This window comes from Neptunitalea lumnitzerae (assembly GCF_027924185.1).
Taxonomy (GTDB): domain Bacteria; phylum Bacteroidota; class Bacteroidia; order Flavobacteriales; family Flavobacteriaceae; genus Neptunitalea; species Neptunitalea lumnitzerae.
This window is the reverse complement of the sequence record NZ_BRVO01000003.1, coordinates 349,523-371,023: the sequence shown is the minus strand read 5'-3', so window position 1 is coordinate 371,023 and position 21,501 is coordinate 349,523. Positions and strand designations below refer to the sequence as shown.

At 36.1% G+C, this 21,501-nt stretch carries 19 protein-coding genes; 3 read left to right on the top strand and 16 right to left on the bottom strand.

Going from position 1 to position 21,501, the window contains the following annotated elements:
* Position 1: 1 nt before the first annotated feature.
* Genes leuD through Y10_RS14015 form a run of 3 tightly spaced genes read right to left on the bottom strand, consistent with a single transcriptional unit; the run spans position 2 to position 3,151 of the window.
* The gene (gene leuD / locus Y10_RS14025) at positions 2-583 is read right to left on the bottom strand and encodes a 3-isopropylmalate dehydratase small subunit (RefSeq protein WP_281766036.1); all 582 of its coding nucleotides are present in this window, start codon (positions 581-583) and stop codon (positions 2-4) included.
* Position 584: 1 nt separating this feature from the next.
* Positions 585-1,970, bottom strand: a complete 1,386-nt coding sequence (gene leuC / locus Y10_RS14020) for a 3-isopropylmalate dehydratase large subunit (RefSeq protein ID WP_281766035.1) — start codon at positions 1,968-1,970, stop codon at positions 585-587.
* Positions 1,971-1,978: 8 nt separating this feature from the next.
* The gene (locus Y10_RS14015; protein WP_281766034.1) at positions 1,979-3,151 is read right to left on the bottom strand and encodes a 2-isopropylmalate synthase; all 1,173 of its coding nucleotides are present in this window, start codon (positions 3,149-3,151) and stop codon (positions 1,979-1,981) included.
* 155 nt (positions 3,152-3,306) lie between these two features.
* Between Y10_RS14015 and Y10_RS14010 the strand changes: the two genes are divergently transcribed.
* Complete coding sequence (locus tag Y10_RS14010; protein WP_281766033.1) at positions 3,307-4,851, top strand: hypothetical protein; 1,545 nt, start codon at positions 3,307-3,309, stop codon at positions 4,849-4,851.
* A gap of 74 nt (positions 4,852-4,925) precedes the next feature.
* Here Y10_RS14010 and Y10_RS14005 read toward each other — a convergent pair whose 3' ends face one another.
* From Y10_RS14005 to panB, 4 genes are read right to left on the bottom strand one after another with little or no spacing between them, the layout of a single operon-like run.
* Positions 4,926-5,993, bottom strand: a complete 1,068-nt coding sequence (locus Y10_RS14005) for a hypothetical protein (protein WP_281766032.1) — start codon at positions 5,991-5,993, stop codon at positions 4,926-4,928.
* Positions 5,994-6,051: 58 nt separating this feature from the next.
* On the bottom strand, positions 6,052-6,756 hold the full coding sequence (locus tag Y10_RS14000; RefSeq protein WP_281766031.1) for an RluA family pseudouridine synthase: 705 nt from the start codon (positions 6,754-6,756) through the stop codon (positions 6,052-6,054).
* A 2-nt stretch (positions 6,757-6,758) separates the two neighbouring features.
* On the bottom strand, positions 6,759-7,262 hold the full coding sequence (locus Y10_RS13995; protein ID WP_281766030.1) for a cupin domain-containing protein: 504 nt from the start codon (positions 7,260-7,262) through the stop codon (positions 6,759-6,761).
* Entirely contained in the window at positions 7,263-8,081 is an 819-nt protein-coding gene (gene panB / locus Y10_RS13990) for a 3-methyl-2-oxobutanoate hydroxymethyltransferase (protein WP_281766029.1), read from the bottom strand.
* Positions 8,082-8,142: 61 nt separating this feature from the next.
* Between panB and Y10_RS13985 the strand changes: the two genes are divergently transcribed.
* Positions 8,143-8,601: a Cif family virulence factor gene (locus Y10_RS13985; RefSeq protein ID WP_281766028.1), complete on the top strand. Its 459-nt coding sequence runs from the start codon at positions 8,143-8,145 to the stop codon at positions 8,599-8,601.
* A 54-nt stretch (positions 8,602-8,655) separates the two neighbouring features.
* Here the strand turns inward: Y10_RS13985 and Y10_RS13980 are convergent, their stop codons facing one another.
* The 3 genes from Y10_RS13980 to Y10_RS13970 all read right to left on the bottom strand — a co-directional run bounded on the left by Y10_RS13980 (position 8,656) and on the right by Y10_RS13970 (position 13,682).
* A complete protein-coding gene (locus Y10_RS13980; protein WP_281766027.1) occupies positions 8,656-10,569 on the bottom strand; it encodes an endonuclease in 1,914 nt (637 codons plus the stop codon).
* Between the two features lie 26 nt (positions 10,570-10,595).
* Positions 10,596-11,813, bottom strand: coding sequence for an RsmB/NOP family class I SAM-dependent RNA methyltransferase (locus tag Y10_RS13975; RefSeq protein WP_281766026.1), 1,218 nt, complete (start codon positions 11,811-11,813; stop codon positions 10,596-10,598).
* A 126-nt stretch (positions 11,814-11,939) separates the two neighbouring features.
* Positions 11,940-13,682 carry a T9SS type A sorting domain-containing protein gene (locus Y10_RS13970; RefSeq protein ID WP_281766025.1) on the bottom strand — a complete coding sequence of 581 codons (1,743 nt, stop codon included), beginning with the start codon at positions 13,680-13,682 and terminating at the stop codon, positions 11,940-11,942.
* A 212-nt stretch (positions 13,683-13,894) separates the two neighbouring features.
* Between Y10_RS13970 and Y10_RS13965 the strand changes: the two genes are divergently transcribed.
* Entirely contained in the window at positions 13,895-14,944 is a 1,050-nt protein-coding gene (locus Y10_RS13965) for a WD40/YVTN/BNR-like repeat-containing protein (protein WP_281766024.1), read from the top strand.
* Between the two features lie 84 nt (positions 14,945-15,028).
* On the opposite strand, the gene Y10_RS13960 is transcribed toward Y10_RS13965, so the two are convergent.
* The 6 genes from Y10_RS13960 to Y10_RS13935 all read right to left on the bottom strand — a co-directional run bounded on the left by Y10_RS13960 (position 15,029) and on the right by Y10_RS13935 (position 21,491).
* Positions 15,029-15,484: a hypothetical protein gene (locus tag Y10_RS13960; RefSeq protein ID WP_281766023.1), complete on the bottom strand. Its 456-nt coding sequence runs from the start codon at positions 15,482-15,484 to the stop codon at positions 15,029-15,031.
* Between the two features lie 7 nt (positions 15,485-15,491).
* Positions 15,492-15,998, bottom strand: a complete 507-nt coding sequence (locus Y10_RS13955; protein WP_281766022.1) for a hypothetical protein — start codon at positions 15,996-15,998, stop codon at positions 15,492-15,494.
* Positions 15,999-16,031: 33 nt separating this feature from the next.
* On the bottom strand, positions 16,032-16,577 hold the full coding sequence (locus tag Y10_RS13950) for an RNA polymerase sigma factor (RefSeq protein WP_408733626.1): 546 nt from the start codon (positions 16,575-16,577) through the stop codon (positions 16,032-16,034).
* 360 nt (positions 16,578-16,937) lie between these two features.
* Positions 16,938-18,770: an ABC transporter ATP-binding protein gene (locus Y10_RS13945; RefSeq protein WP_281766020.1), complete on the bottom strand. Its 1,833-nt coding sequence runs from the start codon at positions 18,768-18,770 to the stop codon at positions 16,938-16,940.
* Positions 18,770-20,488 (bottom strand): phospho-sugar mutase, encoded by a 1,719-nt coding sequence (locus Y10_RS13940; RefSeq protein ID WP_281766019.1) that lies wholly within the window; start codon positions 20,486-20,488, stop codon positions 18,770-18,772. Before Y10_RS13940 ends, Y10_RS13945 begins: the two co-directional genes overlap by 1 nt.
* 28 nt (positions 20,489-20,516) lie before the next feature.
* Positions 20,517-21,491 (bottom strand): glycosyltransferase family 2 protein, encoded by a 975-nt coding sequence (locus Y10_RS13935; protein WP_281766018.1) that lies wholly within the window; start codon positions 21,489-21,491, stop codon positions 20,517-20,519.
* Positions 21,492-21,501 lie beyond the last annotated feature (10 nt).

The following is a 21,501-nucleotide window of genomic DNA, read 5'->3' as shown; positions in this document are numbered from 1 at the left end:
TTTATGCTTTTTCAGCTTCAAAAGCTTCTATTTGTTCTTTTTTACTAATTAAGAAATCTATATCGTCATACCCATTCATCATACACATTTTTTTGTAGGCGTCTATTTCAAAACTTTCAGAAGCTTCGTTAAAGCTAATGGTTTGTTTTTCAAGGTCTACCGTTACTTGTGTTTCTGGTTTGGCTTGTACGGCGTCTAAAATCAAATGTAAGAATTCAGGCGTAACTTGAATAGGTAATAACCCATTATTTAACGCATTTCCTTTAAAAATATCAGCAAAGTAGCTAGATACAATTACTTTAAAACCGTAATCGGTTAAAGCCCAGGCAGCATGCTCTCTACTACTACCACAACCAAAGTTATCTCCGGCAACTAAAATACTACCGGTGTAGGTGGTATTGTTTAAAACAAAGTCTTCTTTTGGGTTGTTGTCTTTGTCATATCTCCAGTCTCTAAAAAGGTTGTCACCAAACCCAATTTTGTTGGTGGCCTTTAAAAAACGAGCCGGGATAATCTGATCCGTATCTATATTTTCTATAGGTAATGGAATGGCGGTTGTAGTTAATTTTACAAACTTTTCCATGTTAATTCAATTGTTTAGTTATATCGGTAATTTTTCCGTTTACTGCCGTAGCAGCAGCCATTAGCGGACTTGCTAAAATGGTACGTGCACCAGGGCCTTGTCTACCTTCAAAATTTCTGTTAGAAGTAGATACACAATATTCTCCTGCCGGTACTTTGTCTTCGTTCATACCTAAACAAGCAGAACATCCTGGTTGTCTAATTTTAAAGCCCGCAGCTTCAAACACCTCGGTAAGTCCTTCTTCTCTAATTTGTTTTGCCACTTGCTGAGACCCCGGAACAATAAGCGCATTTACATTTTCGGCTTTCTGTTTTCCTTTAATATAGTCGGCAACAATTCTAAAATCTTCAATTCTAGAGTTGGTACAACTACCAATAAACACATAGTTTACCGCTTTGTCTAATAAAGATTCTCCTTTCTCAAAGCCCATGTATTGTAAAGATTTCTCAAAAGAGGCATCTTTAATATCCGCAGGTATGTGTCCGCTTACTTTAATACCCATTCCCGGGTTGGTACCATAGGTAACCATAGGGGCAATGTCTTCCGCATCAAAACTATATTCTTTATCAAATACAGCACCTTCATCGGTAGGTAAGGTTTTCCAGTACGCTACTTTTTTATCAAATTCTTCCCCTTTAGGAGCAAATTCTTTTCCTTTTACGTATTCAAAGGTGGTTTCATCTGGAGCAATCATACCGCCACGAGCTCCCATTTCAATACTCATGTTACAAACCGTCATTCGACCTTCCATACTCATTTCTTCAAATACATTACCTGCATATTCGCAGAAATAACCAGTACCGGCGTTGGTACCTATTTTAGAAATGATATACAAAATTACATCTTTAGGTAATACCCCTTTAGCCAATTTACCATTTACGTTTACACGTAAGCTTTTAGGTTTTTGCAGCAATAAACATTGGCTGGCAAATACTTGTGCTACCTGGCTAGTACCAATACCAAAAGCAATAGTACCAAAGGCACCATGGGTAGAGGTGTGGCTATCTCCGCAAACCATTGTCATACCTGGTTGGGTAATACCAAGTTCCGGAGCCATTACGTGTACAATACCTTGGTATTTATGCCCTAAACCGTATAAGGTAACCCCATGCTTTTCGCAGTTTTTAGTAAGCTGCTCTACCTGATTTTTAGAAAGTGCATCGGCAATTGGTAAATGCTGATTTTCTGTTGGTACATTATGGTCTGCCGTGGCTACTACTTGGTCGGGTCTAAACAACGGAATGTTACGTTGTTCCAATTCATTAAATGCCTGAGGGCTTGTAACCTCATGGATTAAATGTTTGTCTATATACAAAATTTGGGGTCCATTAGGTACGGTATCTACCACATGGCTATCCCAAACTTTATCAAATAATGTCTTTTTCATTGTTATAATTAAGCGGTTGCTTTAATATCTATTTTGTGAATTTCCATGATTTGGTGAATGTCCTCATCAAGAATTTCTTTTTTCTTATCGGCAAAAACTAAAAACTCTTCGTATACAATGTCTAATTGCGACTTGGTAAGTTCATACCCTACTTTTTTAGCACGGTAAGCCAATGCGGCTCTACCACTTCTTGCTGTTAATACAATAGCCGATTCTGTTACACCAACTTCTTCTGGGTCAATAATTTCGTATGTCTCACGGTTTTTAATTACCCCATCTTGGTGAATACCAGAGCTGTGTGCAAAGGCATTAGAACCTACAATGGCTTTGTTTGGTTGTACCGGCATACCCATGCCTTCAGATACCATTCTGCTGGTACTGTACAGTAACTTGGTATTAATATTAGTATCTAAGTTTAAGTATGGGTGCTGACGCAAAATCATAACTACTTCTTCTAACGAAGTATTTCCGGCACGCTCTCCAATACCGTTAATGGTACATTCAATTTGTCTAGCTCCGTTAATAACCCCTGCAATAGAGTTAGCGGTAGCCAACCCAAGATCGTTGTGGCAATGGCAACTTAAAATAGCCTTGTCTATGTCTTGTACGTGGGTTTTAAGGTATTTTATTTTGTTTCCGTATTCTTCTGGTAAGCAATATCCGGTAGTGTCTGGTATGTTAAGCACAGTTGCACCTGCTTTAATCACCTCGGTACATATTAATGCTAAAAATTCATTATCGGTACGGCCGGCGTCTTCTGCATAAAACTCCACATCATCTACAAAGGTTTTAGCGTAAGCAACGGCATTTACAGCCCTTTCTAAAATTTCGTCTTTTGATGCTTTAAATTTATGAGTTATGTGAGATTCTGAGGTTCCTATACCTGTATGAATACGTGGTTTTTTAGCATTTTTAAGGGCTTGGGCAGCAACTTCAATATCTTTTTTTACTGCTCTTGTTAAACCACAGACCGTGGCATTTTTTACTATCTTAGCTATCTCGTTGACCGAATTAAAATCACCGGGACTTGAGATAGGAAAACCTGCTTCTATGACATCTACCCCCAGTTCATCCAGTCGCTGTGCTATAACCAATTTTTGTTGGGTATTTAACTTGCAGCCAGGGACTTGCTCGCCATCTCTTAAGGTAGTGTCGAAGATTTGTACTTTTTCAATGCTCATGTCGATTATTTAACATTAATTTTATAATATAGATACGAAAATAAATGTTGTATCCGATACCTGTGCTTACACGTGCAAAAAGGTTACAATGCTAAAAATAAAAAATAATATTTTAATTTACTGGTTTTCAGTATTTTAAAAATATATTTCATACGATGACTAACGCTTCAAAAGACAACTTATTCATACTGGTAAAGTCCCTTTCCAAGTCTGAAAAACGACAGTTTAAACTGTATGTAAATCGGTTAGGAGTAAATGCCAATGCAAAATTCTTGGCGTTGTTTAATTTGTTAGACAAATTAAAGAGCTATGATGAAAGTGCTATTTTAAAAAGTGGTATTGTTAAAAAACAACAACTATCTAATTTAAAAGCACACTTGTACAAGCAGATTTTGGTGAGTTTACGCTTAAATCCGGTAAATCAGGATATTCGTATTCAGTTACGTGAGCAAATAGACTTTGGTACCATTTTATACCAAAAAGGACTGTATAAGCAGAGTTTGAAAATTTTGGATAAGGCAAAGCACATGGCGTTAGATAACCAAGAGAAAAACTTAGCGTATGAGGTTATTGAACTTGAAAAAATAATAGAATCGCAATACATTACACGTAGTATAAGCGGTAGGGCAGATGAGCTTGTTGTACAGGCTAAAGAAATTAGCCAGAAGAATGTACTGGCTAGTAAATTATCTAACCTGTCATTACAATTATATGGGTTAATGCTTAAAATGGGATATGCAAAAAGTGATGAAGATATTACCAATATCACAGCATATTTTAATGCCCGATTACCTGAGTATGATATAGAAGATTTAGATTTTAGGGAGAAACTTTGGGTGTATAAATCGCATTTATGGTATTCGTTTTTAATTCAAGATTTTTTATCGTGTTATAAATATGCTACCAAATGGGTAGATATGTTTTACGAAAATCCATCGATGATTTATTTAAACCCTGTATGGTTTTTAAAGGGGAATAATTATTTGATGGAGTGCCTGCAATTGGTAAAATACAGATCGTATTTTAAAATGGCATTGGAGCGTTTGGAAGAAACCATTGCATTACCCGATTTTCCCCGAAATGAGAATGTGCAATCGCTAAGTTTTATTTACTTATACAATAACCGTTTTAACTTTCATTTTATGGAAGGTAGGTTTGCTGAGGGAGAGCATTTGATAGGAGAGGTCTTAGAACAGATAGATACACATAAAAACTCTATTGACGAGCACCATATTATGATTTTTTATTATAAGATAGCTTGTATGTATTTTGGTATGGGGAATAATAAAATGTGTATTAAATACCTGAAACTTATTATAGATAATAAGAACCTTACCATGCGGGAAGATTTAATGTGTTTTGCCAGAGTACTAAGTTTGGTAGCACACTACGAAGCAGGTATGGACTATCATTTAGAGGTGCAGTTAAGAAGTACGTATAAGTTTTTAATTAAGATGAACGATTTGCATGCGGTGCAAAAAGAAATGATTAAGTTTTTAAGAAACTTAGGTAATATTTATCCGCATGAGTTAAAACGTGAGTTTATAAAATTACACGAGCGCTTAAAACCCTATGAAGATCATCCGTATGAAAAACGTGCGTTCTTATATTTAGATATTATTTCGTGGTTAGAAAGTAACATACAAAACCGACCTGTAGCTGAAATTATACAAGAAAAAGCAGCGCACTATATTCGTTAGGTAATCTATGTCTTTAAGCTTTTGAATAAAATACTATTAAAAATACCACCTGTGCTATTTTAATAGTAGCACAGCTACTCTATAAAATATTTTTGTACATAGGTAGGTGTTGGCATTTCTGATTGAGAAGCATATGTGAAGGCTGATTTTTCTTCTCCGGTAAGCCAATCTACCCAACCCCATTTGCCTTGTTTTTGCATGGCTAAGTACAGTTGTTGTCTACCAGTTTGTGTATCGGTAATGGTAACCTTAGCATAATTGTCATAGATGCAGGGTACGGTTTCTTTGGCAGCTTCATCATATTGCCAACTAGAAAGGTAAATACCTACTTTGCCATTTTTAAACACACCTGTAAAACTACCGTTCCAATCAAAAAAATCAATTTTATCATAAGCGGCAGGTATTAGGGTTCTATAACTTTCACTATACACAAAAACCTGATACATACCCCATTTTTTGGTGTCTTTGTTTCTAGCTATAAGTGCGCCGTCTCCATTTTGGTTATCATGTTCTATTAGGTCGGCATTTAAAATTTGTCTGGTTGCTTCTAGTTCTTCTAATTCATATGAATTCATTACAGTAAGCGGAACCTCTTGATAGGTGTTGTATATAGGCGGAACAATATAGATTTTATCAAACCAATCTATGAGCCCCCATTTGCCCTTTTCTTTTACTACTAGGAACGGCAATGGTCTTAGTTCAAAAGGATCTTCTTCTTCCTCTGGAATTCGGATGGTTTTAATAGCTTCAAACGGAAAGGTTAATTTTTCTAAGGCATTATGTACTTCAATAGGGTACAGGAAAATATCGTATGCATCGTCTTTTTTTACAATAGTATATTTAAAGTTGTATTCAGAAAACCATCCTATCGAATCAAAAATAGCAGGAGCTAGTGTATCTGCCCGAAAGTAATCCTCGGTCCAAAGTTCATCTTTAGCTCTATTGATGTTGAAAAGCCCCCATTTTTTATTGGTACGTAGTTGTATCTGTGCCGCAGAGGTATCGTACTCATCATAGGGGTCTGTATCCCAAATTATTTTTTTTGCCTTTAATAATTTGCAAATTTCTTTATCGGTAAGCTGGTCTTGGGCATAGCTGTTTACGGCAAGTAATACAGTAAAAATTAGGGTTACAATTTTCATCTAGGTTGTTTTGGTTTTTTATGCGTGCTATAAATATAACCAATTTAACCTTAGTTTATTATGCTTTTTCTGCGGCTTGCCACAAATTTTCTTCTGGTACAGGGGCAACTATGGTTAGAGCCTCTTTACTAACAGGATGAATTAAATGTAGTTTACGAGAGTGTAAATGAATGCTACCATCTGGGTTACTACGGTCAAACCCATATTTTAAATCGCCTTTAATAGGGCAGCCAATGGCAGTTAATTGAGAACGTATTTGATGATGACGTCCTGTTTCTAACGCTATTTCTAATAAATAATACGCATTTAATTTTTTAAGCATGGTGTATGATAGTATGCCCTTTTTACTATCTGGCACTTCTTTACTATGTGCGTATGATTTGTTTTGTTTGGGGTTGCGCTTTAAAAAATGAACCAACCTATCAGTAGTTTTAGGAGGTTGATTTTTTACCAAAGCCCAATACGTTTTTTCGGCTTCCTTACCTGCAAATAATTTGTTTAGTCTAGGGAGCGCTTTAGATGTTTTTGCAAACAGCACAATACCTGTGGTAGGGCGGTCTAAACGGTGTACTACCCCTAAATATACATTGCCAGGTTTGTTGTATTTGTCTTTAATATATTCCTTTACTACTTCAGATAGCGGCTTATCTCCGGTTTTATCACCTTGCACAATATCGCCCGCACGTTTGTTAATCACAATAATATGATTGTCTTCATACAAAACCTGAAGGTTATGTTTGGTAGATATTGTTTTGGTAGCCATAGTTAAGCGTTTGTAAATTGGGTAATAAGGGTTTTGTGTTGCGGAAATTGTGCCACTAGTTCTGCACGTGTAGGAAGTACAAAATCTCTAAAGTCAAAGCCAGGAGCAACGGTACACCCCACTAGAGCATAAGCATCTGTAGCTAATACCTTAGCGGCAAACCAATAGTTTTTAGGTACTACAAATTGCGGTACTTCGCCTTTGCTAAAATTGTTACCTATGTGTACTTCAGACGCCTCTCCGGTATCCGATATCATCACTAGCTGTATAGTGCTTCCTTCATAAAAATGCCAAATTTCATCTTGGTTGATTTTATGAAAGGCAGAGAAATCTTCAGAGCGTAATAAAAAATAAATACAGGTACTTACATTTCTACTACCAGAAAAAGCATCAGAAAGGTGATTTTCTGCAATGGTTTCTTCACTGCGATAGGTTTCTCTAAAAAAACCACCTTCCGGATGCGCCTCCAGTTGTAATTGTGTTATAATTTCCTGTGCTGTATTCATTTAGTATTGTTCGTTATCGCTAGGGAAGTCTTTAGATTTTACATCTGCTACATATTGCCCTACGGCATTGGTCATTTCGTCATATAAACTTAAGTAACGTCTTAAAAAACGTGGATTAAATTCATGTGTCATCCCTAACATATCGTGTACTACTAACACTTGTCCGTCTACGCCGTTACCCGCACCAATACCAATTACCGGAATGGTTAAACTCTCGGCAACTTCTTTGGCTAATTTAGCAGGTACTTTTTCTAATACCACGGCAAAACATCCCATTTTTTCTAAAAGCTTGGCATCCGATTTTAATTTCTCAGCTTCCGCTTCTTCTTTAGCACGTACGGTATACGTTCCAAATTTGTAAATAGATTGTGGTGTTAGTCCTAAATGTCCCATTACCGGAATACCTGCGTTTAAGATACGCTTAATAGATTCTTTAATTTCTTTACCACCTTCTAATTTAATAGCGTGTGCACCACTTTCTTTCATAATTCTAATAGCAGAACGTAACGCTTCTTTTGGGTCACTTTGGTAACTACCAAATGGTAAGTCTACTACAATTAAAGCTCTTTCTGCACCTCTAACAACCGAAGAGGCATGGTATATCATTTGGTCTAGGGTAATAGGTAGGGTAGTTTCGTGCCCGGCCATAACGTTACTGGCAGAGTCTCCTACCAACATTACGTCTAAGCCTGCATTATCTAATATTTTAGACATGGTATAGTCGTAAGCTGTAAGCATAGAAATTTTCTCTCCGTGTGCTTTCATTTCTCCTAACGACTTTACCGTTATTCTTTTATATTCTTTTTTTGCGACAGACATTGTTTTTATCTTAAAAATTCGAGCAAAAATACTAAATTGTAATTTTTAAAACCGTTAAATTATGAAATACCTATTGTTTGTTTGTATTTCTGTGATGCTAACAGGAAGCATGAAAGCGCAAGACACCCAAAAGAAAGAAGTAACCGATACGGTAAAGGAGTTTTTTAAAGCCTTTCATGCACAAGATACTGTGGCGTTACGTGCTTTTGCCTATGGCTATGTAGAGTTGCAAAGTATTGCTAAAGATAAAACTGGTGCTACCCAATTGCACAACGAAACCTATGAGACTTTTGTAAAATCTATAGGAAGTATACCCGATAATGTTACGTTTGAAGAACGTATTTTAAATTATGATATTCGAGTAGATGGTGATATGGCAAATGCTTGGACGCCTTATGAGTTTTATTTGAATGGAGAATTTAGCCATTGTGGGGTTAATTCTTTTCAGTTTTTAAAAACCGAAGAAGGATGGAAAATAATTTACCTAGTAGATACCCGCAGACGTGAAAGCTGTAAGTAAGTAAACTATTTAGTAGAAATAAAAAAGGCTTCCGTTAGGAAGCCTTTTTCTATATTATTTGATCACCAGTTTTTTGGTTACAGCACCTGCTGAGGTTTGTAACTGTACCAGATAGATGCCTTTTGATAGGTTCGCTATAGATACTTGATGATTGCGTATGGATTGAACGCTTAAAACATTTTTACCTAATACTGAATAGAAATCTATTTGTGTAACGGTAATATTTTGTGGAATATCAAAGTTTACAACCGTACCGTGTACCGGGTTAGGGTATAAGCTAATAGACGCTTTGTCTAATGCTACCGCATCGGTACCTAAAAACACCATCGTATGCGACCCTAAAAAGCAGGTGTTAGATGCAAAGGTGTTCCACTCTGATGGTGTATACGTAGTATTAGGATACGAAATAGATTCATTACGCACTAAGGTTGTGTTTTGTGCAAAGTTGCTACTGTTTCCTAATTCACCAATAATATCAATCAATGCACCGTTTTTGAATAATCCAATAGCGTCATTCCCGTTAAATCCGGTAATGGCATTGTTTAAATCGTCTGTTTCAGAGGTACAAACGGTTAAACCACCGTTACCAATAACATACACATCGCCATGGGCTATGCTAGCACCAGAAGGGAAGTTGTAAGAGGCTGTCCATCCGGCATTTCCATTAGCACTTAACTGAATGCTATAATCATCAAGACTCACCGCGGTACCTGTAAAGTTTCCTATTTCTAGGGCTTTGTTACTACCACTTCCTTCAATATATTCAGTAAACAATAATTCGCTTGCTGTAGTACCGTTATCAGCAGTTGTCATAAAGCAAACTTGGGTACTTGCGTTAGATGTATTTCCGGCAGCATCTACTGCATATACATTAAAACAATATACCGTTTCATAACTTACTAGGGCGGTGGTGTAGTATGTATTACTCGTAGTTCCTACATATGTACCATCCATATATACTTCATAGGCTGTAACGCCTACGTTATCGGTAGCAGCACCCCAGGTTACCTGTAAGGTTGGTCCGGCTTGTTGGTTTACTGCTGAAATCACCGGAGTACTTGGTGGAGTAGTATCGGTAGTGGAACCACCTCCCCAAATTTCATTGATATATTCAGGATGATCTATAAACGGATTTCTATTCCCTTGATAGTTGTAAATGTTGTTATTACGATCTATTTCTTTTTGCGAAACGGGATCTTGTGCATTCCAAGCTAATAAAATGCTTAAGAAAGGCTCGTCTAAAACTTGATCGGAACTTCCGTTAAACATATCGTAAGACGACCAGTTGCTTACCTGATCTTCATAACGGGTAATAAAATAAAAATAAATACGAGCAATATCGCCTTTAAATTCATCAATAGGTTCAAATACGGTTCCGGTATAACCAGCAGAAACACCACTGTTTAAGTTACCACCTAGCTTAGACCCGTTTTGTGTTGGGTTGCTAATACCACTTTGCGATACCAAATTATTATCATTTACTATTCCAAAAGGGTAGTTACTTCTAAAACCATTTACTCTACCATCGGTAGGTAATAAGTGGTGCGCATCGCCTCTCATTGGAGAAGCCTGACTAAAAACCGATTGTGGAATTACGTGTTCCTTATTATAACAATCACCTTCAGAATTGTAGTTACCACATTCATCTGAGGTAGGAGTGTAGTTATAAGGGTCTGTACCATTAGGGTTTTCCGAGTATGGGTCTAAAATACTATTGTCGTTTTCATAATAGGTGTCAAGGTCATACATACTAATAAAACTATCCATAGCATTGTATCCTTGGTCGTTGTGTAGGTATTCTGTGGTAATGTCAGAATCATTTACATCGTCTATTATTTTCTTCAGTTGGGTTTTTAAGGTATATCCTGTTAAACCAGTGGCGGTGTCATAATATCCGGTTGGTATTTGGGCATAGCCTGTTACCGTAGCCAACAAAAGGGTACTTAAAAAAAGTAATTTTTTATTCATTTGCATTCAATCTTAATCTCAACTAATTAGTTTGTTTTTCTTTCTAGTAATGCCATATAAAAGCCATCAAATCCACTTTTATGTGCCAATACTTTCTCGTCTTTTACAAAGGTAAAGTCTTTTCCACTTTCCGATGTTAAGAAGGTTTTAACCTGTTCTTGATTTTCCGATGGAAGCACCGAGCATGTAGCATACACTAATTTACCTCCTGGCTTTACCATTTTGGCATAGTCTTGTAAAATTTGCTGTTGCGTTTTTTTAATTTCGGTTAAAAACTCAGGTTGCAGTTTCCATTTAGCATCCGGATTTCTTCGCAACACCCCTAAACCACTACACGGCGCATCTATTAACACACGGTCTAAAGAATTGTGTAACTTTTTAATTACTTTGGTATTCTCTATCCAACGGGTTTCTATATTATGAGCACCATTTCTTTTAGCACGGCGCTTTAAAACTTTTAGTTTATTCTCGTAAATGTCCATGGCAATTATTTGCCCTTTGTTTTGCATAAGAGCCGCCAAGTGTAACGATTTTCCTCCGGCACCTGCACAAGTATCTGCTACACGCATGCCTGGTGCAACCTCTAAAAAGGCAGCTACTTTTTGTGAAGAAGCATCTTGTACTTCAAACAACCCATTCTGAAACGCATCTGTGGTAAAAACATTGGTGCGTTCCTCTAATACCAATGCATCAGGGTAAGCTTTTAAAAACGATGTTTTTATTTCACTCTCAGCTAAAATATGTTGTAAGTCTTTCTTTGTAGTTTTTAAGGTATTGGTTCTTAAAATTACATCAGCTTGTTGGTTAAGAGCATGTAACTCTTTAGTCCAAACAGCATTTCCTAATTCTTTTTCACCAAGCGCATCTAACCAATCGGGTACCGATTCTTTTAACTTTCTAGTTTTAGAAAGTTCATCAAACTTCCCTTTAATACGGCGTGTTGGGGTACCTGCCAATTGTTTCCAATCGGGTAGGTTAATACCTTTTAAGGTAGCCCATACAGCAAATATGCGCCACAAATTTTCTCTGTCAAATGGTTCTCTAACCTCGGCTATTTCGGCATATAAGCGTTTCCAACGTACAATGTCGTACGTTGTTTCTGCTACAAAAGCTCTATCTCTGGACCCCCAGCGCTTATCTCTTTTAAGTAGTTTTTCCACTACTTTATCTGCATACTCACCTTCATTAAAAATAAGGTTTAATCCGTCTATTACGGCAAACACTAAGTTTCTGTGTAATCTCATGTATTCTCTTAATTGAGTTGCAAAGGTATTGCTTTTAGTGTAATGTTGTTAACTATGCACCAACTTCTTGCTTAATGAGTTACTAGATGGTTGCGATTATACCTTTTTTGCCTAGCCGAAAGATACTTATTCCTTCACCAACTTAGTGGTATGGGTAGCACCATTTGGTTTTGTAAAGGTTACTAGATAAATGCCCGTTGGGTAATGTGCCACTGCTATAGTAGGGTTGGTAGTAGTTATGGTACCCGTAGCCAGTTGTTTCCCCTCTAGGGTAGTAATGCTGTAAGTTAAGGCTTCTTGGGTGGTAATATGTAAGGCATCTTGCGCGGGGTTGGGGTATACCTCAATACCTGCATCTATCACTGTGGTTGTTTTTAATGGCTGACAAGCTTGCATGGCATATTTGGCAATAAAATAATCGGAATAACCACCATTACTATAGGTAGCCCCTCCATTGGCATCATACATGTCATAACCAATATACCCCCCTACAAGCAAATCTCCTGCGGTATCTATTTCAAGAGCCCAACCATTGTCATAATTACCGGGTGTACCATTTATATGGTCTACCATAAGGCAGTTGCCAGTGGTAGCATCTAATTTAGCCAATACCACATTGGGGTTGTCTGCCACAGAACTGGTAATCTGGTCTGATACATTTCCCCAAGTTAATAAATCAGTAGCCCAAAAGGTGGTGTATAAATCACCATTATATAAGATTAAATCTCCTAAATTACTGGGTGTCCTATCATGATGTGTGGACCAATATACTGAACTAGCGTCACTGTTGGCTTTTAAAACAAATCCTAGGATACCACTATCTGATGTACTAACTCCTAAAAAATTATCCATATTATACCCCACCATTTTAAACCCTATGTACATATCGTTGTTGACATCAAAGTCAATCCCATGAAAGAAGATAGTACCTTGTTGTTGCCAAGTATTTTCACGAACCCATAAAAACTGACCTGTAGTATCAAATCCTGCAATGAGTGCACCACTTGTAAGCGGTGTTCCATTATCAAAAGAAATGGTGGCAGGATCAGTAGATTTGGTACTAGATAAAACATAGTTTCCCGAATACGGATTGCGGTACATTTTTAGATTGGTTTTATAGCCATTATCGTTTACTGCAATGGTTAAGGGAACCGCTTCTATAAAATTACCTTGTAGATCGTACTTAAAAATAAAAAAGTTAGACCCGGGTTGGGTATTGATAAATGCTCCATCGGCATAGCTTCCCGGTGGTAAAAACAGCAACCAATGAATCTCCCCAGTATCTGTCAATACAAAATTAAAGGACCGAGTATCGGCACCTGCACTACTACCCGTGGTAGGAGCTTGTGGTTCTTTCACCCAAACGGTATTTCCGTTGGTATCAAATTTGGCAATAAAGAGTAGCGTACAGTTTCCTGGTTCATTATTCAATACCACATCATGTACTTGATTAGGATATCCTGTAGAACCGTTACAACCTCCAAAGTTTCCAGCAACATACACATTTCCTGAAGGGTCTACGGCTAAAGCATCTATATTTTCCGTGCCCCCGCCACCAATAACTCTACTCCATTGGTAGGTACCATCACAACTGTATTTAGAAATAATATGGTCTGCATTGCCTACATAATCTCCATAGTACGGTATTGGGTTCCCTTCAATAGTGGTGGAATTTCCATCAGCGAGTCTGGATAAAATATATACATTACGCTGTGCATCGGTACCAATATCTAAGGTGCCCTCTGGAGTGGTTGCAGACAAGCTAGAACTTGACGAACCCCCCGCCTTAATCCATTGCCAGTCTTGGGCAGTAGCAGTATAAGTAAAACATGCGGTAAGTATGGTTAGTAGTAGGTAGTGTTTTTTCATGGAAACGGTTTGGTTTAAAAATACTTAAAAAAGTAATACCAAACATATTTCTGTAGGTTTTATCTTAAAATTGTGCTAAAGTGTTATGAAAATACATAGATAAACAGCATCTTTCTAACCTTAGAAAACAACATAAAATACTTAATTATAAGGAGTGTTTGTATACCATATTAACCTTAATTTTAAGTAGACCTAATAGTATGTTAATAGTAATGAGAAAGTTTAGTGTTTTAGTAGCAATACTCCTTGCAATGGTAGGGTGTAATAAAAAAGAAATTCCCCTGCATAATTTTAAAGAGGTTGCCATTACACCTGTATATACAGATGCTGTAAGCATACGTACTTTAGAGTTAATGAACGATGGCGCTACTGTTGCCTTTGCAGGAGACGGTGGGGTGTTTGGTACGTTTAATACTAATACCGGTAAAGTACGGGGTAATGAAATTGAATATGTTGGGGTACAACCTGAGTTTAGAGCTACGGCACATACTAAAAATGACTTTTTTATGATTAGTGTAGGGAATCCTGCTTTATTATACAAAACCGGAAAACAGGGGAAAATGGAATTGGTATATACCGAAGTGCATGAAAATGTGTTTTACGATAGTATGAAATTTTGGAATGATATGGAGGGGATAGCCGTAGGGGATGCCACCGATGGCTGCGCTAGCATTATTATTACCAGAGATGGCGGAAACACTTGGGAAAAATTAGCTTGTGATATAGTACCTGAAATAAAAGATAAGGAGGCTTTTTTTGCAGCTAGCAATACCAATATTGTTGTGTATGGTAACGAAACTTGGATTGCCAGTGGTGGTGCCAGAAGTGCTATCTTATATTCACCAGATAAAGGGGCAAGTTGGGAACTTTTTGAAACTCCGTTTGTAAGTGGTAAAGAAAGCAGCGGAATTTTTTCTATAGATTTTTATGATCGTATGCACGGTTTTGCCGTGGGTGGTGATTATGTGGATACCAGGCTAGACGAAAATAATAAAGCTGTTACTGAAGATGGTGGGCGTACTTGGAAAATTGTAGCTAATAACGATGGAGTAGGCTACAAAAGTTGTGTGCAATATGTGCCTAACGGAAATGCTAATGAATTGGTTGCCGTAGGCCGTACCGGAATTAGCTATAGTAAAAATGCAGGACAAAATTGGAAAAAGTTAAGTGATGAACCATTTTATACCTTCCGTTTTTTAAACGACAGTGTAGCCTATGCTGCGGGGAATGCTATTATTGCCAAGCTTACTTTTAAGAAATAATACATAAAAAAAAGATGAAGCGGCAACTTCATCTTTTTCTTCTGATAATCATTTAAAAACAAATCTTATAAAGTATAAACATTTTTAATGCTTTCCGCCTTTATCCTTTTTACCTTTTAATTTCCAAAGGAGTTCGCGCATAAAGTCGTCTTCTATTTTTTTAAGTAACACAATTTCTTTTGCCGAGAGAATTTTTTTTAAGTCGGCATTCATTTGTTTGTGTTGTTTTAGTAATTCATTTTCCAGATAAATAAGTCTGTCTATTAACTGTTGCGCCTCTTCTTCACTTAGTTTTTCAATGCTTTCTTCATTCAATTGGTGTTTCACAATTTTTCGTTCTTCGTGGTGCAGTTCAAAAATGCGCTCGTCATATTTGTTGTACACCGGCCAAAATTTTTCAGCTTGTTCTGGTGTTAACCCCAAATGATCTGTTATGTACGCAATTTTCATAGTCTTTATTTTCTCTTTATAGTCGGGTTTTTGTGCCCAGCCTACTGCTATAAAGCCTAAGAATAATGCTATAAATACTTTTAACTTCATATATTTTTTAGTTTTCATCTTGTGTTATATCGTATATAGAAAGGTAATCGATAATATCTTCATCACTTACCATGTTGCTTGTAATGCTAATATCTGAAATCTCGTCGCTAAATACTTCGCCCACATCATAAGAGTTTACTGGTAAGTAGCCTTCTTCAATAATGGTTTCTAATTCGGTGGCGGTAAGGGTTTGGTTGCTAGTTATGGTACGTGAGTTGAATACCCATACACCAATAAGAGCGGTAACTGCTATTGCTGCCGCACTATATGCAAACTTTTTAATTCTCTGAAAAGTAAAGAACTTAGCTTTATTTTCAGTTTCTATTTTGGCTAAAATAGAAATCTCAACATCTTCAAAATAAGCATCTGGCACTTTAAAACCACTACTTTTTGGTAGCTCGGCAGGTTGCTTTATTTGGGTAATGGTATGCATCAAGTTTTCCTCAAACTTCTCAAAGTAATTATCAGGAAGTTGAAAGCCATCTTTTTTGCTATGTGAAAAATCTTTTTTCATTACACTAATTTGATGTTTTTTTTGTCAAAAGGTTTAATCTTCTGTAAGATAGTCCTCTAATTTTTTTACCGCATGATGATATGATGATTTTAAAGCGCCTACTGAAGTATCTAAAATTTGCGACATTTCCTCGTACTTCAACTCTTCAAAATATTTCATATTAAATACTAATCGTTGCTTTTCAGGTAGCTTAGCTATTGCTTGCTGTAACTTCAATTGTATTTCTTCTCCTTCAAAATAGCTGTCTGCCTGTAAATTTTGTACCAAGCTATTTTGTAACTCTTCATCGGTTATGTTGGCCATTTTTGCTTTTTGTTTTAAAAATGTAAGCGACTCATTAGTAGCTATTCTATACATCCATGAAAACAAAGCACTTTCCCCTTTAAAGTTATGTATGTTACGGTATATTTTTACAAAGGTGTTTTGCAACACATCATCAGCATCGTCATGGTTAAGCACTATACGTCTGATATGCCAATACAAACGTTCTTTGTATTGAGATACCAATTGCTGAAACGCCCTGTTTTGGGTTTCTTTGTTTTGTAATGCCGCTATAAATAACTGTTCTTCAACCAAAATTTAACCGGTTTGTACTTTTTCTTTAAAACGCAACCTTATATATAAGGCTTGTAATTGTGTTTACAATTTAGACAATAGAAATGAAGAAAGGTTTAATGGGAAGGAATATTTTAAATAAAAAGTGTATTTCATCGAATAAATGACACACTTTATAGATATTACTAAGACTTTTCCTATATTTGAAATGTAGATAAGTAAGTAAGAAATTTATCGCTATTAATTTTCATAGAAAAGGCGCTGTTCATGAGGGTGGAAGCGCCTTTTTCATTTTTATAAATATAAATTTCTTGTAAGTTTTTACTCGGTGATTGAGCTAAAAATAGTCTTCTTGTTAATGTGTAAGACTTTACTATGAGGTAGTTACGTAAAAGATTGCATCTCTACTAACTTCTTGTAGTGTCCGTTAAGAGCAATTAATTCTTTGTGTGATCCTTGTTCTATAATTTCTCCTTTTTGCATTACCACAATTACGTCTGCATTTTGAATAGTAGAAAGTCGGTGTGCAATAACAATAGAGGTTCTGTTTAACATCATTTTCTCTAAGGCATCTTGTACCAGTTTTTCGCTTTCAGTATCTAGGGCAGAAGTAGCTTCGTCTAATATCATAATTGGCGGATTTTTTAATACCGCTCTGGCAATAGATAAACGCTGTTTTTGTCCGCCACTTAATTTACCACCACCATCACCAATATTGGTATTAAAACCATCAGGTAATTCTGAAATAAAGTTGTAAGCGTTTGCAATTTTAGCAGCTGCAATCAATTCTTCTTCAGTAGCATTAGGTTTTCCTAATTTTAGGTTGTTAGCCACTGTGTCATTAAATAAGATAGAATCTTGCGATACCATACCTTGTAAACTGCGTAACGATGCCAGTGTCATATCTCTAACATCTACACCATCAATAGCAATACTACCTTTGTCTACATCGTAAAAACGAGTTACTAAATTGGCAATGGTACTTTTACCACTACCAGATTGCCCAACTAGGGCTACAGTTTTCCCTTTTGGAATAGTAAGGTTGAAGTTTTTTAATACCGTAACCTCTTCATTGTACGAAAAAGAAATATCTTTTAGTGTTATAGTACTATCAAAGCCTTGTTTTTCTACGGCATTAGGTGCATCTGTAAGTGTATTTTCAGTTTCTAAAAATTCTAAGATACGTTGTGCTGCACCGTCACCTCTTTTTAAAGAGTAACTAGCTTTAGAAAAAGCTTTTGCCGGAGTTAGAATATTATAGGCTAACGAGATGTACCCAATAAAAAAACTTGCCTCCATGGTTTGGTCTACAAACACCAAGTAACCACCATACACCAATAATATAGCAATAACAACAATACCTAACAACTCGCTTAAGGGAGAAGCTAAATTTTGACGGTTCAAAACTTTATTAGCATAGTTGGTGTACCTTGTAGTTGAGTCTTCAAACTTTTCTTTAAAAACGCCCTCGGCATTAAAAGCCTTTACAATACGTAAACCTCCCATGGTTTCTTCTAGTATAGATAAAAAGATACCTTGTTCTTTCTGAACTTTAAGAGAACTCTTTTTTAATGATTTACCTATTCTTGAAATAAGAAAACCAGCTACTGGAATAAATACAAAAACAAACAGCGTAAGTTTAGCACTTAATACAACCATAGCAATTAAAGAGAACAGTATGGTTAGGGGTTCTCTAACAATCATTTCTAGCATAGATAGTACAGAGTTACGTACTTCTTCTACATCACTTGTAAGTCTTGCAATGGTATCTCCTTTAGTTTTTTCTGAATAGAATGATAATGGAAACCTAATTACTTTTTCATACAAGGTGTCTCTTAAATCTTTAAGAATGCCGTTTCTTAAAAAAGTAATATTGTACATAGCAAGGTAATTGCTAAGGTTTTTAAGCATAAACATAAAAATGATAATGCTAACCATTATCATAAGAACCTTAAAATCCCCGTATTTATCAATAAGATTAAGTACATGATAGTTTAAAGAATTTTCTAAATATTCTTTAATACTAAATAACCCATCATAAACGGGTTTTTTAATTACTTCATGCTGATCTTTAAATATTACGTTTAAAACAGGAATAAGCGCTACAAAGGACAACGTCCCAAATAGCGCATATAAGATGTTAAAAAATATGTTTAAATAAGCGTATTTTTTATAGGGTTCCGCAAAGCGGAGTATCTTTTTAAAATATGGATTCATTAACTCAATTTCATTTCTGTGATAATAGCATCAATTCTATCCTCTAAAACTTTTTCGGTATCCTTGAATGCCTCCGCATTTTCTAAAGTAGTATTTACGCTAAAATAGAATTTAATTTTAGGCTCGGTACCACTTGGTCTTGCTGCAATTTTACTTCCGTCTTCTGTATAATAAATCAATACATTAGATTTTGGAATGCTAATTTCTTCTTTTTCTCCGGTAACGGTATTGGTAGCAATAGAAGTTTTATAATCTTCAATACGTACTACTTTAGAACCATTAAGAGTTTCAAATGGGTTTTCTCTAAGATCTACCATTTTCTGTTGGATTTCTTGCATACCGCTAATTCCTTTTTTCACTAAAGAAATTAAACGCTCTTTGTAAAAACCAAATTCTACATACGTAGCAATTAAATCTTTGTAGAAAGAGCTGCCATGTGCTTTTGCATTGGCTGCAATTTGGCATGCTAAAAGGGTAGAGGTAACTGCATCTTTATCACGTACAAAGTCACCCACCATAAAACCAAAGCTTTCTTCACCACCACCAACAAATGTTTGCTCTGGGAAGTCTTTAATCATTTTAGCAATCCACTTAAATCCGGTAAGGCCTAATTTGCATTCTACACCATAAGCCTCTCCTAATTTAGACATCATAGGAGTAGATACAATAGTAGAAGCAATAAACTCATCTCCTTTAAATCCTTTTTCTTTCCAACGGTCTAGTAAAAACTTGGTCATCATAACCATAGTTTGGTTACCGTTTAGTAGAATCATTTCTCCTTCTTCGTTTCTAACCGCAATTCCTAAACGGTCACTATCAGGGTCGGTACCAACTACCATATCCGCACCAATTTCTTCAGCTTTCGCTAGCGCCATTGTTAAGGCTTCTGGTTCTTCTGGGTTTGGTGATTTTACAGTAGGGAAATCTCCGTTTGGTACAGCTTGTTCTTCAACAATAGTAACGTTAAAACCAGCTTTTTCTAAAACGCCTGGTAGGGTAGTAATAGAGGTTCCGTGTAATGAGGTAAATACAATTTTAAAATCTTCTTTACCAGCAACATCAAAACTTCCGTTTTCAATAGAAGCGTTGATAAAAGCTTCATCAACGTCTTTGTCTATATATTCAATTAAATCTTCGTTACTCTCAAAGTTGATAGCAGAAAAATCTAATGCGTCTATCTCTTTAATTAATTCAGCATCTTGTGGTGGTACTAATTGTCCTCCATCTGTCCAGTATACTTTATATCCGTTATATTCCGGTGGGTTGTGAGATGCTGTTAATACAATACCACAGTGGCACTCTAAATGTCTTACTGAGAAAGAAAGTTCAGGCGTAGTTCTTAAATCAGAGAATAAGAATACTTTAATACCGTTAGCAGAAAATACATCTGCAACCACCTTAGCTAAGGATTTAGAGTTATGACGACAGTCATAAGCAATAACAACTTTTAAATCTTCACCAGGATACACCTTTTTAAGGTAATCGCTTAAACCTTGTGTGTTTTTACCTAAAGTATATTTGTTAATACGGTTAGTACCAACGCCCATAACACCTCTCATACCTCCAGTACCAAACTCTAAGTTTTTAAAGAAACTTTCGTTTAACTCTTCTTGGTTATTAGCAATTAAGTCTTCAATTTTAGCTTGTGTTTCTTTGTCAAAAGTGTCTGTTAGCCACTGCTTAGCAGTTTGTAAACTTTTTTCAAACGATGTTTCCATAGTAGTTTTTAAAAATTGTTAAGATAAATTAATATTTTTTTGAACTTTCCAGTGTAGTAAGGTTTAGTTTGTGGGCTATTTTATAACTAGTGTGTTCTTGTTTACTTCTTAAAATCATTTCTGTAATAAAGCCTGCCAAAAAAAATTGGGTTCCGATCATCATAGTTACCAAAGCCAAATAAAATTGTGGTCTATCGGTAAGCAATCTCCCTGTGGGGTGAATAAAAAGTTTATCAATACCCAAGTAGGCTGCAAAACAAAATCCAATGAAAAACATTAGAATACCCATAGCCCCAAATAAGTGCATTGGTCTTTTTCCAAATTTAGAAATAAACCAAATGGTAAGCAAATCTAAAAGCCCATGAATAAAGCGTTCTGCACCAAATTTAGTTTTTCCGTATTTTCGGGCTTGGTGTTGTACAGGTTTCTCATCTATTTTATAAAATCCTGCGTTTTTGGCAAGCACCGGAATGTAGCGGTGCATTTCTCCGCTTACATCTACGGTTTTAATAACTGTGCTTTTGTAAGCTTTTAATCCGCAGTTAAAGTCGTGTAGGTGTAACCCAGAGGTTTTTCTAGCTGCCCAATTAAAGAGTTTAGAAGGTAAGTTTTTGGCTATCACAGAATCGTGACGTATTTTTTTCCATCCGGAAATTAAATCAAAACCTTCTTCTTTTATAAGATGGTATAGTTCGGGTATTTCATCCGGGCTATCTTGTAGGTCGGCATCCATGGTAATAACTACGTCTCCTATAGTTTCTTTAAAACCAGCATTTAAAGCCTGAGATTTTCCGTAGTTTTTAAAAAAACGTATGCCTTTAACGTTCGGGTTGGTAACACTTAAGCTTTCAATAATATCCCAGCTTTGGTCGGTACTTCCGTCGTCTATAAATAGTATTTCGTAAGAATATTGATTGGATTGCATTACGCGTACAATCCAATCATGTAATTCTTTAAGAGATTCTTCTTCGTTAAGTAATGGTATTACTACCGATATGTTCATATGCTTCTTT

What these genes read in the sequence shown, in the direction of transcription:
- panB (WP_281766029.1), bottom strand. Translation starts at nt 8,081, where the DNA reads ATGTCTGTCGCAAAAAAAGAATATAAAAGAATAACGGTAAAGTCGTTA.
- Y10_RS13970 (WP_281766025.1), bottom strand. Translation starts at nt 13,682, where the DNA reads ATGAAAAAACACTACCTACTACTAACCATACTTACCGCATGTTTTACT.
- Y10_RS13985 (WP_281766028.1), top strand. Translation starts at nt 8,143, where the DNA reads ATGAAATACCTATTGTTTGTTTGTATTTCTGTGATGCTAACAGGAAGC.
- leuC (WP_281766035.1), bottom strand. Translation starts at nt 1,970, where the DNA reads ATGAAAAAGACATTATTTGATAAAGTTTGGGATAGCCATGTGGTAGAT.
- Y10_RS13995 (WP_281766030.1), bottom strand. Translation starts at nt 7,262, where the DNA reads ATGAATACAGCACAGGAAATTATAACACAATTACAACTGGAGGCGCAT.
- Y10_RS13960 (WP_281766023.1), bottom strand. Translation starts at nt 15,484, where the DNA reads ATGAAGTTAAAAGTATTTATAGCATTATTCTTAGGCTTTATAGCAGTA.
- Y10_RS14010 (WP_281766033.1), top strand. Translation starts at nt 3,307, where the DNA reads ATGACTAACGCTTCAAAAGACAACTTATTCATACTGGTAAAGTCCCTT.
- Y10_RS13955 (WP_281766022.1), bottom strand. Translation starts at nt 15,998, where the DNA reads ATGAAAAAAGATTTTTCACATAGCAAAAAAGATGGCTTTCAACTTCCT.
- Y10_RS14005 (WP_281766032.1), bottom strand. Translation starts at nt 5,993, where the DNA reads ATGAAAATTGTAACCCTAATTTTTACTGTATTACTTGCCGTAAACAGC.
- Y10_RS13935 (WP_281766018.1), bottom strand. Translation starts at nt 21,491, where the DNA reads ATGAACATATCGGTAGTAATACCATTACTTAACGAAGAAGAATCTCTT.
- Y10_RS13975 (WP_281766026.1), bottom strand. Translation starts at nt 11,813, where the DNA reads ATGAGATTACACAGAAACTTAGTGTTTGCCGTAATAGACGGATTAAAC.
- Y10_RS13945 (WP_281766020.1), bottom strand. Translation starts at nt 18,770, where the DNA reads ATGAATCCATATTTTAAAAAGATACTCCGCTTTGCGGAACCCTATAAA.
- Y10_RS13940 (WP_281766019.1), bottom strand. Translation starts at nt 20,488, where the DNA reads ATGGAAACATCGTTTGAAAAAAGTTTACAAACTGCTAAGCAGTGGCTA.
- leuD (WP_281766036.1), bottom strand. Translation starts at nt 583, where the DNA reads ATGGAAAAGTTTGTAAAATTAACTACAACCGCCATTCCATTACCTATA.
- Y10_RS14000 (WP_281766031.1), bottom strand. Translation starts at nt 6,756, where the DNA reads ATGGCTACCAAAACAATATCTACCAAACATAACCTTCAGGTTTTGTAT.
- Y10_RS13965 (WP_281766024.1), top strand. Translation starts at nt 13,895, where the DNA reads ATGAGAAAGTTTAGTGTTTTAGTAGCAATACTCCTTGCAATGGTAGGG.
- Y10_RS13980 (WP_281766027.1), bottom strand. Translation starts at nt 10,569, where the DNA reads ATGAATAAAAAATTACTTTTTTTAAGTACCCTTTTGTTGGCTACGGTA.
- Y10_RS14015 (WP_281766034.1), bottom strand. Translation starts at nt 3,151, where the DNA reads ATGAGCATTGAAAAAGTACAAATCTTCGACACTACCTTAAGAGATGGC.